Origin of the sequence: Metallosphaera sp. D4-4, from assembly GCF_046245145.1 — an archaeon.
Taxonomy (GTDB): Archaea; Thermoproteota; Thermoprotei_A; order Sulfolobales; family Sulfolobaceae; genus Metallosphaera; species Metallosphaera sedula.
In genome coordinates, this window is the sequence record NZ_CP176412.1 from 1,402,018 (window position 1) to 1,417,772 (window position 15,755).

Annotated in this window: 19 protein-coding genes; 5 read left to right on the top strand and 14 right to left on the bottom strand. The window is 44.1% G+C overall.

Annotated features, from left to right (window positions below; translation table 11 throughout):
• Position 1 precedes the first annotated feature (1 nt).
• The 4 genes from ACI49J_RS07555 to ACI49J_RS07570 form a co-directional block, all read right to left on the bottom strand.
• Positions 2 to 868: a hypothetical protein gene (locus tag ACI49J_RS07555; protein WP_240255725.1), complete on the bottom strand. Its 867-nt coding sequence runs from the start codon at positions 866 to 868 to the stop codon at positions 2 to 4.
• A gap of 38 nt (positions 869 to 906) precedes the next feature.
• Complete coding sequence (locus ACI49J_RS07560; RefSeq protein ID WP_240255727.1) at positions 907 to 1,536, bottom strand: hypothetical protein; 630 nt, start codon at positions 1,534 to 1,536, stop codon at positions 907 to 909.
• A 94-nt stretch (positions 1,537 to 1,630) separates the two neighbouring features.
• A complete protein-coding gene (locus tag ACI49J_RS07565; protein ID WP_240255729.1) occupies positions 1,631 to 2,017 on the bottom strand; it encodes an OsmC family protein in 387 nt (128 codons plus the stop codon).
• Positions 2,018 to 2,068: 51 nt separating this feature from the next.
• A complete protein-coding gene (locus tag ACI49J_RS07570; RefSeq protein ID WP_240255731.1) occupies positions 2,069 to 3,073 on the bottom strand; it encodes a TrkA family potassium uptake protein in 1,005 nt (334 codons plus the stop codon).
• Positions 3,074 to 3,287: 214 nt separating this feature from the next.
• On the opposite strand from ACI49J_RS07570, the gene ACI49J_RS07575 reads away from it, so the two are divergent.
• From ACI49J_RS07575 to ACI49J_RS07585, 3 genes are read left to right on the top strand one after another with little or no spacing between them, the layout of a single operon-like run.
• The gene (locus tag ACI49J_RS07575) at positions 3,288 to 4,256 is read left to right on the top strand and encodes an ABC transporter substrate-binding protein (protein WP_240255733.1); all 969 of its coding nucleotides are present in this window, start codon (positions 3,288 to 3,290) and stop codon (positions 4,254 to 4,256) included.
• A 1-nt stretch (position 4,257) separates the two neighbouring features.
• Positions 4,258 to 5,235 carry an iron ABC transporter permease gene (locus ACI49J_RS07580; RefSeq protein ID WP_240255735.1) on the top strand — a complete coding sequence of 326 codons (978 nt, stop codon included), beginning with the start codon at positions 4,258 to 4,260 and terminating at the stop codon, positions 5,233 to 5,235.
• A complete protein-coding gene (locus ACI49J_RS07585) occupies positions 5,216 to 5,863 on the top strand; it encodes an ABC transporter ATP-binding protein (RefSeq protein ID WP_240255737.1) in 648 nt (215 codons plus the stop codon). Before ACI49J_RS07580 ends, ACI49J_RS07585 begins: the two co-directional genes overlap by 20 nt.
• Here ACI49J_RS07585 and ACI49J_RS07590 read toward each other — a convergent pair.
• The 3 genes from ACI49J_RS07590 to ACI49J_RS07600 all read right to left on the bottom strand — a co-directional run bounded on the left by ACI49J_RS07590 (position 5,860) and on the right by ACI49J_RS07600 (position 9,217).
• Positions 5,860 to 7,470, bottom strand: coding sequence for a PQQ-binding-like beta-propeller repeat protein (locus ACI49J_RS07590; RefSeq protein WP_240255739.1), 1,611 nt, complete (start codon positions 7,468 to 7,470; stop codon positions 5,860 to 5,862). The genes ACI49J_RS07585 and ACI49J_RS07590 overlap by 4 nt on opposite strands.
• A 182-nt stretch (positions 7,471 to 7,652) precedes the next feature.
• Positions 7,653 to 8,030, bottom strand: coding sequence for a vitamin K epoxide reductase family protein (locus ACI49J_RS07595; RefSeq protein WP_240255741.1), 378 nt, complete (start codon positions 8,028 to 8,030; stop codon positions 7,653 to 7,655).
• Positions 8,027 to 9,217 (bottom strand): 4Fe-4S binding protein, encoded by a 1,191-nt coding sequence (locus tag ACI49J_RS07600; protein ID WP_240255743.1) that lies wholly within the window; start codon positions 9,215 to 9,217, stop codon positions 8,027 to 8,029. Before ACI49J_RS07600 ends, ACI49J_RS07595 begins: the two co-directional genes overlap by 4 nt.
• A 422-nt stretch (positions 9,218 to 9,639) precedes the next feature.
• Between ACI49J_RS07600 and ACI49J_RS07605 the strand changes: the two genes are divergently transcribed.
• Together ACI49J_RS07605 and ACI49J_RS07610 are read left to right on the top strand one after the other, a co-directional pair.
• A complete protein-coding gene (locus ACI49J_RS07605; protein ID WP_240255745.1) occupies positions 9,640 to 10,632 on the top strand; it encodes a hypothetical protein in 993 nt (330 codons plus the stop codon).
• 31 nt (positions 10,633 to 10,663) lie between these two features.
• Positions 10,664 to 11,602, top strand: a complete 939-nt coding sequence (locus tag ACI49J_RS07610; protein WP_240255747.1) for a DUF929 family protein — start codon at positions 10,664 to 10,666, stop codon at positions 11,600 to 11,602.
• A 106-nt stretch (positions 11,603 to 11,708) separates the two neighbouring features.
• Here ACI49J_RS07610 and ACI49J_RS07615 read toward each other — a convergent pair whose 3' ends face one another.
• The 7 genes from ACI49J_RS07615 to ACI49J_RS07645 all read right to left on the bottom strand — a co-directional run bounded on the left by ACI49J_RS07615 (position 11,709) and on the right by ACI49J_RS07645 (position 15,745).
• The gene (locus ACI49J_RS07615; protein ID WP_012020761.1) at positions 11,709 to 12,056 is read right to left on the bottom strand and encodes a hypothetical protein; all 348 of its coding nucleotides are present in this window, start codon (positions 12,054 to 12,056) and stop codon (positions 11,709 to 11,711) included.
• Positions 12,053 to 12,355, bottom strand: a complete 303-nt coding sequence (locus tag ACI49J_RS07620; protein ID WP_012020760.1) for a hypothetical protein — start codon at positions 12,353 to 12,355, stop codon at positions 12,053 to 12,055. The genes ACI49J_RS07615 and ACI49J_RS07620 overlap by 4 nt, the downstream gene beginning before the upstream one ends.
• Positions 12,356 to 12,457: 102 nt before the next feature.
• A complete protein-coding gene (locus ACI49J_RS07625; RefSeq protein WP_240255749.1) occupies positions 12,458 to 13,255 on the bottom strand; it encodes a winged helix-turn-helix transcriptional regulator in 798 nt (265 codons plus the stop codon).
• A 92-nt stretch (positions 13,256 to 13,347) separates the two neighbouring features.
• Complete coding sequence (locus tag ACI49J_RS07630; protein WP_240255751.1) at positions 13,348 to 13,995, bottom strand: hypothetical protein; 648 nt, start codon at positions 13,993 to 13,995, stop codon at positions 13,348 to 13,350.
• A 249-nt stretch (positions 13,996 to 14,244) separates the two neighbouring features.
• The gene (tatC, locus tag ACI49J_RS07635) at positions 14,245 to 15,072 is read right to left on the bottom strand and encodes a twin-arginine translocase subunit TatC (RefSeq protein WP_012020757.1); all 828 of its coding nucleotides are present in this window, start codon (positions 15,070 to 15,072) and stop codon (positions 14,245 to 14,247) included.
• Positions 15,056 to 15,415, bottom strand: a complete 360-nt coding sequence (locus ACI49J_RS07640) for a twin-arginine translocase TatA/TatE family subunit (protein ID WP_012020756.1) — start codon at positions 15,413 to 15,415, stop codon at positions 15,056 to 15,058. The genes tatC and ACI49J_RS07640 overlap by 17 nt, the downstream gene beginning before the upstream one ends.
• Positions 15,416 to 15,454: 39 nt before the next feature.
• Positions 15,455 to 15,745, bottom strand: coding sequence for a twin-arginine translocase TatA/TatE family subunit (locus ACI49J_RS07645; RefSeq protein WP_012020755.1), 291 nt, complete (start codon positions 15,743 to 15,745; stop codon positions 15,455 to 15,457).
• Between the last annotated feature and the right edge of the window lie 10 nt (positions 15,746 to 15,755).

The following is a 15,755-nucleotide window of genomic DNA, read 5'->3' on the forward strand; positions in this document are numbered from 1 at the left end:
GTCAAGTATTATTCTTTTTTACCTTAATATTATTCCCTTTTTCCAAGACTTTTCCAACGAGAAAGGTTGGAAAACCCGCTCTTTCCGCATCATCTAGAGAAGTTTCTACGTCACTCCTATCCCCTATGACAAGGAAGAGTAACTCAGACTGCATAGGATCCTGAACAAAGGGGGATATGGCCTCGACCAGGTCAGTGTACCAGGGAGCGGGTACCTCAATTTCCATGGAATATCCCAGATTAAGGATTCGTGGAAGGTTTAGAATACCACTTCTAGTCAAGTTCACGGGGTAGACCCCTTGCAGTCTTAGGATTTTGGTGGCTCTCTCGAGAGACTCCTCCGCTAGTTTCTCAACATTTTCTATGCTTATACCCTTTCTAGAGAAATATTCCATGGCACCATTCATAGCTCTGTACAATGCCTTAACGGGAGCTAAACCGCCAGGCCTATTTATCATGCCAATAACCATTCCCTCCCTGATTGAGGGAAGCCTATCCACCGTGCCCCACGAGAAACCTGCTAACTCATCCACTATCTCAACCTGAGGATCCATGACCCCAAAAACCGTGACTGTATTGCTTAAGATAGCCCTTAGGATATCCACGTTTCTTTCAGGGCGCAACAAGTCTACAAAGAGAAGACCTTCAACCCCAGCAACCGTTACCCTGCCAGGATCCCCTCGTATTACTTTTTCATGAAGGCCATCCTTAAGGGAAGGATAGAAAAAGGGACATCCCGAATCCTCCTTACTTCCAAGTTTTACGCAGAGCCTTATCTCACCTTCGCCTGGCGAAAGGAAATAAACTGGGGAAGAATGCCTTCTCTGACATCCGCTCAAGATCACAACGGGATGTATACCCTTACGCATCAAGGAAGAGGAATTGGATAAAAACCTTCGTACATCCACTACTTACTACCCTTAACCTCTGCCTTAACAACAGAGTTAATTAAAGCGCACTTGTGAAATAGATGAACCCCATCCTCCTTGCAATCAGCTGCTAACGCATATGGCTCTCCATTCTGATCAAAACTAAGTACTGCCTTGCAACCTGAGGGTAGTACTACTGAGGGGAAAGTGCGGAGGATAAACCTTGCTAGAACGTGTTGACTTGGCTCGTCTAGATCCTTAGCTCTGGGTAGCATGAGGCTTATGACTGAAAGGGGCTGGTTGAAACATATGCTCATGGGAGATATTTCAAACCTTCTCAAGAAGTCTTGAAGTGACCCAAGGAAACTTCTCAACTCCTCAAGAGATCCCTCATATTTCCACGCGTCCTTCAGGTTTTGTAGAGCAGTTTCACGTATGGATTGCCTCTTGGTTAGATAGTAGGCCATTACCAGCCCCCTAGGGGTAATGCTAAACTCTCTGCCATCCTTGGTGATCAGCCCTAGGGACTTCAGTTTAACCAGAACTCTCCACACTGTGGACGCAGGAATCCCAGAGATCTTAGATAGCTTATAAGAGGAGATGTGTAGCATCGCTACCATAAGCTCCAGTACCTCAATGTCCTTGGGATCTAGGAACAATACCGACATTAATAATGAATATTTTGGTCTAACTTATATAGTTTTTATCCTAAGAAGATTAATCAACATAAAAGAATATTTATAGAGAATATTTTCTCCTAAATTATTCACCTTTAAGTACCTGAATCTCCATTCTGTCCATGAAACTAAGGTAAATGGGACATTCCATCTTAACCTTGGCCACTAGGTCCCTTAAATCCTCTTCATCACAGTCCTGGCTACTTACTTCCAGGATTATCTTAGTGAACCTATAGATGCCTGTCTTCAGGAATTTCTCGTCTAGAACATATCTAGCCCTCACCCTGCACTTGAGCTTTAATCCTTCCTTCTCAGCTACAGCGTAGATGGAATTGAAGATGCAATGGGGAATGGAAACTAGAAAGGCCATCAGTGGACCGTCACCATAGAAGTCCTCCACGGGCTTTATTGTGGTTCCAAGTTGAACCGATGGGGAGTCTGGGCTTCCAAAGAGATTAATGGTTATTTCCATAAACTTCTTCTAGAGGAAAACGGTTTAAATTCAACTCATATAATCACTTGCCTACTGCGAAACCATTTGAGTTATTTCCTTGAACTTATCTGGATTGCCCAGTAGGATCAGCGTTTGTCCAGGCTTCAACACTGTATCCTTGGAAAAGTAGGGGTTAAGCTTCCCACTGTCCACAATAATGATGGGCACGACATCGCTGGGAAGGGACGAAATCTTAACCTCTTTTTTAATGTCAAAGAACCCTACCACCATATCAGCCTTTCTGTCCATGGTGAAGATGACTCCACCGACGTTCCTGGCAATCGAGGCAGCTGCAGTTATCCTCCCGATAATGTCCTCGTAGGGGATAACCTCGTCCGCTCCAGCAGTCCTGAACACGTCTATGAGAGAGTCCTGCTTCACTACACAGATAGTATTGAGGGGAGGGTTAATTTTCTGAACCTTTAGGGTAACAAGAAGTGTCTTGGTATCGTCCTCCATGGCAATGACAGCGGAGGAGGCTGAAGGAATTCCGGCGCTCATGAGATCCTTATCGTCCTCGGGGTTTCCAAGGATTACCCTGTCTCCCTTCAATTGTTCCAAGACTTCCTTGGAGCTAGTGAGTACTATATACTCCTTTCCAAGTCTTTCCAACCTTCTGGCCGCGCTCACTATCACCCTTCCAGTTCCTATGAGAACGATGTGATCCTTCAAGTGAGATCCCCTCCATCTTGCCCTGGCATCTGCCCACGAAGACCTTCTAACTACCGTGTTCACCATAGATTGAATAATGCTAGTATAAAGGCCTACTGCCATGATTATAGTCACGACCAGTAGAAGTTTCTCGATGGACGGCATTTGATTAATGTTGGGTGCATAAAGTCCCACCGTGGTAACAACGTTTACTCCAGCGTAAATCGCAGAGATCCAGTCTAGGTGTTGATAAGTCACGAAGATCACGGCATTGGAAAGCACGACTAGAGCTAACATTATGACTTGGGGAAGAATTTTCCTGAGGACCGAATAAGGCGCGACCATGTACTCAAGGATATCTAGGAGGACGGATCTCCATGTCATACTTCATCCCATCAACCCGAGGGTCCAGAAGTCGTGAGCGTTACCTCCACGGTTCTCAAGGCGAAGTCGCTTGAGCTTTCAAGAGCCATAAACTATGACAAAGTTTAGAGGATTTTAAACATTTACGAACTCCACGCTCTTAGGTTCCTTATCCAAAATCCTCCAAATCGAGGTTCAAGTCAAGTTTATATATATGGATAGCCTATCCATCTCCATGAACTCGAGGCTAATTGTTGGAATAGCTGTTGCTGTGGTTGTTCTAGTTGCCTTCTCTACAGCATATCTCTTGAACCGAGGACCTACTTACCTACCTAGCTATCATGTACAAAGAATTGTGTCACTAGCTCCAAGCGATACGCAGATCTTAATCTCATTGGGGCTTGGGAAACAGATTGTGGGAGTTGACTCCTACTCCTATTCCCTCCTAGAACTTGTGAACGCAACGAGGTACTTACCAAGTAATGTTACCGTGTTGAATGAGGGGGAGTCCATTAATGTGAGCGGTTTAATTTTGTTGCATCCGTCCCTTGTGGTGGATGAGGAAGGCCTCCTAGGAAGTAACTTAAACCAGTTGAGGGAAGCTGGTTTGAACGTAACTCTAACCAATAACGATTATGCCCAGAACTTTACTCAGATAGAGAGCTCCATCCTCAACTTGTCGAGTTCGTTAGGGGCTAGAAGCCAGGGTGAAAAGTTAGTTTCCTGGATGAACTCAACCCTGGAGAAATACGTCTCCCACGGAAATACCAGTGTGGCCTACCTGATATGGATATGTCCCAACTACGAGTTCTACACCGCTGGTGGGAACGTTTTCATAAACAGCGTAATAGACGAAGCTGGAGGCGTAAACGTGTTCGCTAACCAGAGCGGATATCCCCTACTGGGCCCCTCATCCTTAACCTTGGCCGATCCACAGGTCATTGTGGTCCAAGAGATTTACAACGTGAGCTATACAACCTACTTGATAAACCACATACCTGGAATTACCTCGACTAGGGCCTATCAAGATCATAGGATATACATCCTGTCCGAGAATTTACCCACAGACCTGCTAAACGAGCCAGGTCCCCTCGCGGTATATGGAGTTGGAATGATGAGGGAGATCATTCAGGGAAACTCGCCCACTTACGTTAACTCGTCCTATGTCATGAGGGAGTTTAACGTGACCCTGCCGGTGTTCTAGGGTGTGGAAAGGGATAACTCTCCTTGCGTTGAACGTGGGGATCTTCTTTCTCGCCTTAGTTCTTGGTGAGGTATACATACCCCTTTCCTACGTCTTTCATCCATCTGGAGCTTACGGTTACATCCTGGTTCAGATACGCATACCTACTGTTCTTGCGTCTGCACTCGTGGGATCAGCCTTGGCTGTTTCCGGGGCAATCATGCAGTTACTTCTGAGAAACCCTCTCATGGATCCCTACATTAGTGGTACAGCTTCAGGTGGTGCCTTTGGGGCAGTTCTTGCGTATTATCTCCTGGCGTTTAACCTGCCTTTCTCCTGGATTGCATACATTTCCCCTGTAGTAGCCTTCCTCTTCTCCATGGTCTCCACGACGATCACCCTGATGATTGGAAGGAAAACCGGAGTGTATGGGATAGTGATTGGAGGGGTAATAGTATCATATGTGTTCTCGTCATTGATCTCCATACTTTTGACGTACCTACAGGAGAAGTTCCCTCAAGTTCCTCCACTAAACTTCTGGTTACTAGGGGAGATAGAGGTCGTCGGATGGACCTATGTAATAATTCTCTTAGTCCTGGTTCTAATCCTAGGAGTTTTAGGAACTTACACTTCCAGGATGATTGATCTAGCATCAATAAGCGATGAGCTAACCTTCTCGAAGGACGTTGATCCCCATAGATTTAGGACAGCATGGATATTGTTAATTAGCCTAACTACAGGGTTTATCGTATCCTTTGCAGGAATAATTGGCTTTGTGGGAATAATAGTTCCACACTTGGTCAGAAGGATCGTCTCTGGAAGCGCGTCCCAGCTAGTTCCCTACTCCCTGGTATTAGGAAGTGTGATCATGATGTCAAGTGAGATAATCTCCAATGGGGCCTTAGGTTTCAAGATTCCTCTCACTGCTATCACCTCTATCTTGGCTTCGCCCATAATGATCTATGTGCTGGTGAAGGGCATTGCTAATACGGGAAGTTAGAGTGAGAGTAGGCAGAAGTCAACTGTCCAGCATGGACATAGAGCTATCTAAGGGTGTAAATCTAGTCCTGGGTCAGAATGGGGCTGGTAAGACAACTCTACTTAGATCGATCATTGAAAGTCTGCGCGGGAGTAGCGTACATAAGGGTTATGTGCCCGCGGAGTTCTCGTCTCCCGAAATACCAGTTAAGGATGTATTGCTGGCAGGTACTAGAAACCCCCTGGAGAATTATCTCGAATTCTCAAAGGAACTGGAGATCACCCACCTTCTGGATAGGACATTCTCGACCCTGAGCACAGGTGAGAAGAAACTAGTTCTCGTTGTTAAGGCCCTAAGTGAGGGTCAACTCGTCCTAATGGATGAGCCAACCTCAGGTCTCGATGTGAGGAACCAGGCCAAGGTAATTTCCTTAGTGTCTAGATTGAGGAGCGAGAAGGACTTTCTAATTGCTACACATGACCTGAACTGGATTGAAAGGGCTGATCAAGTCATTGTCATGAAGAAAGGGAAGATAATATGGCAATCATCTCCGGATTTGCTGAACGAACAGGTGTTGGAAACAGCGTATGAGTGCAGGGTGAAAAAAGTAAATATAGACAATAAAAAGATGTTTATCTTAGATTTTTAGCTAGCGTAAAGTACGTAGTCGGGGTAGATCTGATAGAGTGGGATCGCCACCACCCAGCCGTAACTGTTAGTTAGATACATTGTGCTTCCGACTATCACGGGGTTAACTATGCCGAACCTTCCGCCAACATAGTACTGTTGCAATAGTTCACCGTTGTGGGGGTTCAACACGTAAACGTAAGGACCTCCAGCTACCCACAGCAAGTTGTCGTAATAGGTTGCTCCACCCCTGGGTCCACCAGGAGCCTTTGGTGGTAATCCTATCCCGTTAAGCCTGGTCTGCCACAGTATTTGGCCATTAGTGAGATTTAGGGCAAACTCCTTACCCAGTGAAGGAGCACCTACGTAAACAGTGTTATTGTAAATCATTGGGATTGCCCCTTTGAATGCTGGTGGAGTATAACCTCTGCCCAGATTTGTCACCCACAGAACGTGGCCGTTAGTTGCATTCACCGCAAGAACCATGGTGTCAACTGTTCCATTGGGCTCAGCGTTTGCTACAGTGGATTGGACAACTATACCTGCCTGCTGATCCACAGCTGGGGGTACATCTCCCATCCCTGTGTTGAATGGCTTATTGGGGGCAGGAAGAGATGCATTCCATACCTCTTTCCCTGTCATTCCGTTAACAGCAACCAGAAGTCCATATGGCTCAGTCAGACTTGTGAATCCAGCAATGAATAAGGGAGTGCCGTTAGGCAGAACGTAGTAGTTTACACTACTCATGCTATCAAACAGGCCTGGCATCATATCCTGCCATAGGACCTGTCCTGTGGTCGCATTAACTCCTATGAACTCCCCACCACCGTCTGAATAGGCAAGGATTCCGTTATAAACCGCGGGTGCTGGCATAGCCTCTCCCATCGTGAACCTCATCCATAATAGCTCACCGTCAGTGGCATTAAACGCGTAGATGGCTCCATATGCCATCCCCCTGTGAATCGAGGAGAATTGCCCCTTCTCGTAGTGAACGAAATTCGCGAAATTGAAACCAACATCTCCCACAGTCACGTACACTATCCCGTTGTAAACGATGGGGTTATTCATCGCGTAACTGGCTAGTCCTGTGGCATACCACACTACCTGACCGTTCAGGGGATTTACTGCGAAGATGCTTCCTGGTCCGCTATCCTCTTCCACAAATAGTAAATTATCGGCCAATGTAACGCCCAACGGTTCTCCCACCATCTGAGTTAACATTACCAGTGCGGACCTTGTTCCCATGACGCTAGCACCGGGTAACATACTCTGTGGAGCAGTCATGGGAATGAGGGCTGCGCCAGCCATATGGGCAAAATCCTGTTGCCAGACAACACCCTGAATTAACTCGGTGCATGTGGTCGTAAGGGCCGCATTATGGGACTGACCGCCGTTCGTAACTCCCCAATAACTTGGTAGATCCAGATTCTGACTCGTTGCATTAGCTGGATAATACACGACTTTCACCTCATATGGGAAATAGGTGGTGTTATACATGTCGTAAGTCCTCACAATGGGCTGAGGTATTGGAGTTATCACCGAGGAAAAGAACTGTATCATGGGAGCTCCTAGGAAGGAACCAACTAAAAACACGGAAACTAACGCTATAGCTACGAGTATTCTATTCATTAAGCCTGAATGAATTTTCCTCTTTTTATTCATTATCTATTTAAAAGAGGAGAATTTAGTTTTCATTGAATTGAAGGAAATTAATACCAGAGTATTTAAAGGATCATCGTCCTGTTCATCCATTAGTTCTAGGCTCGTTCACAGGTGATAACTCAACTCGTTAATTTAACACAAGAAAACTTTCACTCCTTCACCCTTAAGAGAAATATCCCTTGAACTATACAGCAAACCTGAGCTAGCGTGCAATATAGACAAATCGAATTCAGAATCACTTCAGTAAAGATTAGGTAACCAGAGAAGATGACCCCGAGTGCCCACCAATATTTCAACACGGACCCAAACTTTAGCCAAAGCGTAATACCCAACGTGAAGAAGAGAACTCCTAGTAATGAGTCTGGAATTCCCAGGAAGTGAGAAAATGGACTGAACTCAACTCTACCACAATCAATGTAGGCAGATACGTTACAGAAGGGAGGGGGTCTTTCGGTCTCTGTAAGATAAAGGAGATAGGAGGAGTCGATTAAACCGACTACTGAAAGTCCTAAACCTATCCTTCTCATTTATTCCACCATTGCACTATTTTCTTAAGATATACCCTTCCATCCTCGATGAAAATATTGTCATGAGGGCATGCTTCAATACACTCCCCTGCTCCAATGCATTTAAAGGCCTTGAACTCTTTCTTCTTTAAAAACGAGGCTCTCATATCTGTGAGTCCTACAGGGCAGGCCTTAGCGCAGTCTACAGTTCTACATTGCAGGCAAGTTATCGGATCCCTTACCTTGAGCTTGAAGGGGCCCAGATATCCAAAAAACAGATTAAATGTTCCCCAAGCGCACAGACCATGGGTTACACAGGAATAGTCTCCTAAGAGCGGGACCAACATGAACTGAATATACCATACAAAGTTGAAGTACAAGGATGTGACAAAGACTGTAGGGTCGTTACCTAGAATGTAAAAGTTTGTAATGTGAACTTGGTTTAGATAGGAGAGTACGGCAAATATTATTAAATCCGCCCAGACTAGGATGGAGGTAATCTTAAACACTGGAGAAAGCCTTGACGTGAGGGTTTTCCTCCCTAGACTGGAGGTCCTATTGAAGGTTTTGAGACCGTCGTGAAAACCCTGTAACATGTAAGGTGCAGTGCATGTTACGGAGCAGATCTGTCTTCCGCCAAAGAGGTAAGAGAGCAATGCAGTTACGGCATAGGTGCCGAGTATCCCGGTGAAGAGAGATGGTGTTACAGGTCCAAAGGTCCCAAAACCATTGAACCATGAGTAGGGTATCTTTGGAAAGATTGACTGAAAGGGTGAGAAGGAGGGCAAATAGATGCTGTATATCCAGTACGAGGCGAACATGAGCAAAAGCCTCACCTTATTCCCTGTCCTTTTTGTCTTAATTATTCTCCAGGTTAGAGGAACGCCAAGCCATAACCCAATCAGAACCATGAAGAATGGCGAGGAGGCTATTGCCTCGAATGAAAGAAGGAAGTTCGACAGGATATTAATTCCTAGCCAGGGACCTATGACTACGCTAGATAGAGAGCTTGGCCCCACTAACACCAATGAAGCAAGGAAAATGGATACAAAGCTCTCCAAAAGTAGGATCAAGGAAACTTTAGCTGAGGAATTGAGCCTTATCATGACTCTTCTTCCAGTAACAAAATAAACCGCGTAGAGGAGGGGTAGCATCAATTGCCAATATGGTAGAAAGGAGTACAGAGTCCAAGATATGGCAGTTAACAAAAACCCTCCTGTTATTCCCAAATCAATTCCTGTTGTCTTATTGACGTTGATGTATAACCTCAGAAAGTAATAACCTAAACATAGGGAGATCGCGATCCAAAACTCGATTTGAAAATCTTCAAGAAAAGGAACCAGGGTAAAGACTAGGGGGAATACACCGCGAATCCATGCTTCTCTAAATCTAGTAGTATAAAGTACAGCCAGAACAATGGAAACGGCTAGATCAATATAATAAAAATCTGTCACGTTATAAAAACTGAAAATAAATGAAGAGAACATAATACTTCAAAGTTAAAGAACCGATTAAAAATGATATAATAGATTTGTTAGAAAACTTCTAACATTTTAATGGATCTGGCAATCCAGTTGTATTCAAAAAATTCTTCTCCATCCTTAATAGGCTAAATCTTTCACGTGGTTTAATGAGTTCCAAAAAAGCAGTCTCAAATGTGATATTCGCGGCCGTAACCATTATCTTGGTTATAGTGGCCGCTATAGGGTTCGGACTCTATGCTACAAAGCCACCAGTAACGAAATACGTCAATGTGACCCAACCAGTATATGTAAATAAGACTGTACCGGTCTACGTAAATAAAACGGTCTACGTAAACAGGACGGTTCAAGTACCTACTCCATTACCTTCTTCAGGAGCATTTTTGAATGGACAGGTAATATCGTTCCACTATACTGCGCAGTTCTCATGCAGTCCTGCACTGACCCAGTTCTTCCCCAATGAGACGCAGGCTAATCAAGTTGCCATGGGTTGTGAGGTAGGTGCAGCACCTAACTCCTCACAATTACCGCCAGGAGCAGCTCCAGTCTACGTGGTAGTTCCGGCTTTTGCCGGACTATCCATTTTCGGAGTTCAGAAGCTAGGAGCTAATCCGCAAGGATTCCCAGTCTTCACGTACAATAACCAAAGCTACACGATCTTAACCCAATGCGGAGCTGCGGATACCGAATCTGCATGTGCTGACCACATGACCTACATATATTCACCAGCATTCACAGTAGTTGAGAAATACCTAGGGATAAATAATGGTGTATTTGGACTTCCTGAGGGAGTTTTACCAACACCTGCCCACGAGCATGTTGTAACGTTCTCCACTAACTCTTCCATACCGTGGTACATTGTAGTGGTACTAGACTTCAATCCCAACATATTTCCCAACCCACTAACTGGGCAATGCCAGGCAATCGTACCGTCAAATCAGAGCGATCCGACAGGGCTATGCCTTAACTCATATCAGAACATTCAGAAGGCAATGGGCACCTATGATAGCGCCGTAATGACAGCAAATCAAGGGAACCCCATATGGGAAGCTCTGGGGAAGCCTGGAGTCGACGTCATATCTGTTCCAAGCAACATGATACTGTACTTCAGCGATCCGAACGTCTATCCGTATCCATCATAAATCTTTTTTACCTTTCTAATAGGGTGAGATAGTGAATAAGAAATTTCTTGTTTTTATTCTTGTAATTGTTATCATTATTGCAGTTCTGGCTATCACCAATCTACGGCAGGTTCAATCTTCAAGCTATGGTATTGGTACATATGTTTCTGCTCCCGTTAACCTTGAGCTTTACGAACTGGCACAGAATCAGAGCGGATTCGTTCAATTCAATAGTACATTTGTATATTCAGTAAAGCAAGGGAATGCTGAACTTACTTACCAGGGTAAGCCAGTTGTTATTTTCGTTGGTGCAGAGTGGTGCCCTTACTGTGGTGCGGAGATGTGGTCTTTCATCATAGCCTTGGATAGATTTGGCAACGTTTCCGGACTGAGGTATATGGAATCCAGCTCCACAGACATTTATCCCAATGTTCTCACTTTCACTCTTGAAAACTTGAGTTACAAGAGCCAATACATCTCCGTTCTTGCTTATGAATTCCAAGATAGGAATCATCAACCCCTTCAAGGTGTTCCCTCTAACATTTACCAATTATGGCAACAACTAGGTAATGGAAGTATACCATTTATAGATGTAGCTGGTATATATTACCAAGTTGGAACGACAAATAATCCTGCACTTCTTCAAATGAAGAATTGGACTTACGTTCTTGACCAACTTCATGCAGAGAACTTAATCTCATACCAAATTTTCTCATCTGCAAATCTACTTACTGCCGAAATCTGCCTATCAGACGGAAATCAGCCATCTCATGTATGCGAACAACCTGCGATAGTTCACTACGAAAATGAATTAAAATCGACTTTTCCAAGCTACATAAGCCTAAACGACTCGCAACAATCCAACATGCTTTATGCCGATCAACCGCTATCTAGACCTCTTTCTGGCCATAAACATGAGATAGAGTTTAGCAGTGTGGGAGCATGGAAAGGATCCACACTCACACTCCCCCGAGACAACATGATTACCTGAGATGATGATCTTGGCCTTAAACCCTCGAATGGAGCATCTTGCTGGTACCGTTCCTACGACCTCGACTTTATCCTCATCTAGCTGTTTTACTATCATTTCAAGGACCTCAGAGAAAGTGCCTCTTCTCCTGTTCTACTATTTCCTTAATAATATCCTCGTTCGGATAATTTTTAACGTAAAAGTTGATTGCTCCCCTTTCTAGGTAGTTCACCACACGTTTAGTTACTCCTAGGCCAAGCATTCCGGTGAGTATTCCTACCACGAGAAGAAGGTAGTAGACTGGCAACTCCAGCCAAGATCTTTTCCTAGAAGCGAAGTATCTCCAGTGGGATAGTTCATCCTTATACGTGTGCCTAAATCTTTCCTCCTTTCTCACAAGAAAAATGCCCTTAGCAAGACCTGTAGCTCCAGCTTCACCAAGTAACGCAAGAAAATCCTTGTCCACTTCATTCATTCACCTAGAAATTCTTGGATTTTGAGGATGTCATTCCTTACACTTTCATCAGGTATCTGCGAGTACATTATTCCTAGTCCCAGAAGTATAGCTCCAAATATCTCAGTCACCTCCATTTCATCCCTAAAGTTCTGGATTTTACCTAGTTTACTTCTCAACTCTCTCATCATTTTCCTTATGGCAAGCATGTCATCCCTATCCTCACCTTGAAGTTTCAGGGCCACGATGCTAGTCATGTATATAGCCTTCTGAACCTTCTCGGCGAAATCCTTTAGTTCACTTGTTTCTGTCCAGTTCATAATAAAACAATGGACTTGGAACACTAAATATCTTTTGTAAATATAGCCTAAACATTTGTACCTTAGGTTAGTATAGTTTACTTTATATTAGTTAAAAAATAATTACTGATCTAAAACTCGTAATGGCGTTGAATTGACATGATATTCGTAAATTATCATCACATCGCTGTCTGGATCCTGCAACCTTGCCGCATTTACGTAGTTTCTAGTCTGTAGCATATTCTCCACTAGACACACGTTTATCCCTGCCTTTCCATCAGTGATCCTGTAGATCGTGCATGATTCTAGAACTCCTGTAATTTTCTTGAGATTCCTCGAGAACATTGAAAACATTATTAGACCAGATTTGGGAATATCCAGGATGGGGAGAACGGAGAACACGCCCTTCTTCGACATTATTTTTAACCTCTTGGAAACTGTCTTCGACGGAATTCCAAGTTCCTGTGCTATTTCGCTCTCTGAAGCTCTAGGATTCTTGGAAAGAGCTGAGAGGACTGAAGCATCTAAGGGCTTTAGCTCCTCGGGGCTCTGTTCAGGTATATACTTGAGCCTGGTCTCTCCCAATGCCTTACTCATTACTTCAATCTTCTCGTCTAAGTCTCTCAAACTCTTTCCCATCACCCCGTAGACGTTGAGCCACTCAACGCACTTGAACTTAAGGAAAATCCAGTCAGAGTCGAAATCCCTTTGATTTATGAAGGCAACGAAGCCATAATACCTGGACATAAAGGAGGGATTCACAAATAGGGTGAATCCCTTGAGTATACCATCCTCTTCCAGCTTTTTGAACCTATAATTAAGGGTAGGTGGCGTCACGTCTAGCTCCTCTGCAAGACTTCTTTGACTTACCCTTCCATCCCTGAAAAGAAGGTACATGATCTTCTTATCAATTTCATCCATGGAATTCTACAGGCATTTTATAGTATCCAAAATTTTTAAATCATTCCTTCTTTAACTCCTATATTTGTCGATACGTACGAAAGAATAACATATCACGTTTTGTCTCCCTTTCCTGGCAAACAAAACTGAGCCTCTATGGTGATATTATCACCTTTCAAGTTCTTTACCTGCGCTCCAATCTCGTCTAGTATCCTTTTTAACAAGGGTAAATACACTCTCTCCGCCATCTGTTTACCGAGCATGGACGAGAAAATGGTGAAGGAACCACAGGTACCATCTTCCTTAACTATCAAATTCTGAGTGGAAAGGGGGGTTATAATAATGAAGAATCTTCTCAAGGAGTCTAGGTGATCCCTCAACGAGCCTGAACCATTGAACATGAATGAGTGTTTGTAGAGGGAGAAGTAGATGGATATGAGCTCGTCAGCCGTCTCTGGACTTCTCTCTACAACCCCTTGGAGAGTACTAAGAGGTAAAGGGACTAGCCCCATGATCCTAGCGCTGTAAAAGTCCCTGAACATGTCTGTTCTTTCCTTAAACGTAAAGTCAGGGGCAGATTTTATCTGCGTAACGAGTGACTCTAGGGCTTCGTCTATAAATGATTTCCAATCTCCATCCTTAGGAAAAAATCCCCTCTCACTCAGAACCCTCATCAATTCCCTGAGTTCGGTTTCATGGCGTTTGCTAACAGGCAATAGAATGCGTCCCTTGGCTTCCTCGTCCCTCCTCTTCTTTGACATCTAAGACACTTTCTCAAGTTTAGATAAAGCTTTTTCCCTAGGTTTTTCTAGGTTCCTCTTGGGAGATTAAGTTCTCCCTTATTCCATCCCCTAACAGGATTAGATCCATGGAGAGGAAAACTCCTACTAGAGCGATCTCCAGCCAAAGCTCCATGAATAATACTCGTCAAACTAACCATTTAAACAATTTGACTTCAAAAATATACAGGAGAAAAATTTAGGAGAATATTTCACGTGTTTAGTATACAGTTATATACCCCAAGATTTCCTCTTCCTCTCAGCTAAGTATGAGGTAGCTACTCCCACAAAGTAAAGGGTGGATAGAGTAACTCCTATTGTGGTTTCAATCACGCCTCCTGTTGTTCCCGGCGAGATAAACCACGCTATTATGAATGCGCCTAGCACACCATATCTCCAGTTCTTCCTCCAGCTCTGTGCCTTCACTACTCCGGCCAATGTAAGCATGCTCATGACAAGGGGGTATTCAAACGCCACCCCCACCGTTAACATAAGTGACATAACAGTATTTATGAAAGCCCTCAAACTTAGAGTGGGTTCCACTCCGAGGGTTGTTGTATATATAAGCACGAACTTCATCATAACTGGAATAATCACAAAGTATGCGAAGCTGGAACCGGCTGCAAAGAGGATAAATGCAGGCAGTACTATCATCTTAGCCATTCTCTTCTCATGTTCATAAAGTCCCGGAGACACGAAACCCCATATTTCATGGACAATGATCGGAAGGGCTATAAAGAGGGAGAGGAAGAACGAAACATAGGCAGCTGAGAATAGGGTATCAAAGGGGTTTAGGTTTAACAACTTCATTTGAGGCGGAAGCTCCGTGTGGATAAACAGTTCAATAAAATGTGACGAGATGCTGTTAAACAGGTTTGGATAGAGGATAGGAAAATTGAAGCCGTCGAAGGATACCTCAGTTATCCCGAAAAAGAAGAAAATGACGAAGGCTATAACAAGGGATATTAGTGCCCTTCTAGCCCTAACAATAAGCTCATTAAGATGTTCCAGTAAGGGTCTTTCCTGAGACTTTGGAAGTTCATTAGTTCTTTCCGTCACCCTTCTTCAACCTCTCTAGCTCCGCCTGCAATCTTTTGATCTGCTCCTCCAATTGTCTTATCCTAGGGTCGTCTGGAACCGTCGATTGAGTAGCTCTGGGCAACGGTCTCACTGCAGGGGTCACATCGCTGTTAAAAGATAGGCTCCGCTTTGCCTCCTGTGTAATGTCCCCAGACTCGGAAAGCTCCCTCATGAGTTCATTCTTGAAATCGTTCTGTCTTTTCCTGAGTTCAGAAAGAGTTCGGCCCAGGTTTTTTACGGTACCGGATAAGTCCTTCTCCCCTCCCAGAAGAAGGATTGCCACAACAACCATTATCAAAAGATCACTAATACTACCTATCATACCTGGGCCCTCTGTTTGACTTTCATTCAAGAAAAAGATTTATTTTGTACCTTGCTGTTTCTTTAGTTGATCCAACTGATTCTGAAGATCCCTAATCTGCTTTTCCAAATCCTCTGCAGAAGTAGTTTTTTGAGACTGCTGTACATTAGGCTGGCTCTGCTGAGTCTGCATCTGGTTTATTTCCATTTCCGCCTCCATTCTCCCCTTTTTGAACTCCCCGAGAGCTCTACCCATGGATCTGAATAGCTCTGGAATCTTACTGCTCCCCACAAACAGTACCAGCGCCACTATAATTATAATGGCGATATCCGAGGGGTTTATTGCGACCATTTTAATACAC

Excerpts from the sequence above, each read along its gene's own strand:
- ACI49J_RS07555 (WP_240255725.1), bottom strand. The coding sequence starts at position 868 with ATGCGTAAGGGTATACATCCCGTTGTGATCTTGAGCGGATGTCAGAGA.
- ACI49J_RS07560 (WP_240255727.1), bottom strand. The coding sequence starts at position 1,536 with ATGTCGGTATTGTTCCTAGATCCCAAGGACATTGAGGTACTGGAGCTT.
- ACI49J_RS07565 (WP_240255729.1), bottom strand. The coding sequence starts at position 2,017 with ATGGAAATAACCATTAATCTCTTTGGAAGCCCAGACTCCCCATCGGTT.
- ACI49J_RS07570 (WP_240255731.1), bottom strand. The coding sequence starts at position 3,073 with ATGACATGGAGATCCGTCCTCCTAGATATCCTTGAGTACATGGTCGCG.
- ACI49J_RS07575 (WP_240255733.1), top strand. The coding sequence starts at position 3,288 with ATGAACTCGAGGCTAATTGTTGGAATAGCTGTTGCTGTGGTTGTTCTA.
- ACI49J_RS07590 (WP_240255739.1), bottom strand. The coding sequence starts at position 7,470 with ATGAATAGAATACTCGTAGCTATAGCGTTAGTTTCCGTGTTTTTAGTT.
- ACI49J_RS07595 (WP_240255741.1), bottom strand. The coding sequence starts at position 8,030 with ATGAGAAGGATAGGTTTAGGACTTTCAGTAGTCGGTTTAATCGACTCC.
- ACI49J_RS07605 (WP_240255745.1), top strand. The coding sequence starts at position 9,640 with ATGAGTTCCAAAAAAGCAGTCTCAAATGTGATATTCGCGGCCGTAACC.
- ACI49J_RS07615 (WP_012020761.1), bottom strand. The coding sequence starts at position 12,056 with ATGAATGAAGTGGACAAGGATTTTCTTGCGTTACTTGGTGAAGCTGGA.
- ACI49J_RS07620 (WP_012020760.1), bottom strand. The coding sequence starts at position 12,355 with ATGAACTGGACAGAAACAAGTGAACTAAAGGATTTCGCCGAGAAGGTT.
- ACI49J_RS07625 (WP_240255749.1), bottom strand. The coding sequence starts at position 13,255 with ATGGATGAAATTGATAAGAAGATCATGTACCTTCTTTTCAGGGATGGA.
- ACI49J_RS07630 (WP_240255751.1), bottom strand. The coding sequence starts at position 13,995 with ATGTCAAAGAAGAGGAGGGACGAGGAAGCCAAGGGACGCATTCTATTG.
- ACI49J_RS07640 (WP_012020756.1), bottom strand. The coding sequence starts at position 15,415 with ATGATAGGTAGTATTAGTGATCTTTTGATAATGGTTGTTGTGGCAATC.
- ACI49J_RS07645 (WP_012020755.1), bottom strand. The coding sequence starts at position 15,745 with ATGGTCGCAATAAACCCCTCGGATATCGCCATTATAATTATAGTGGCG.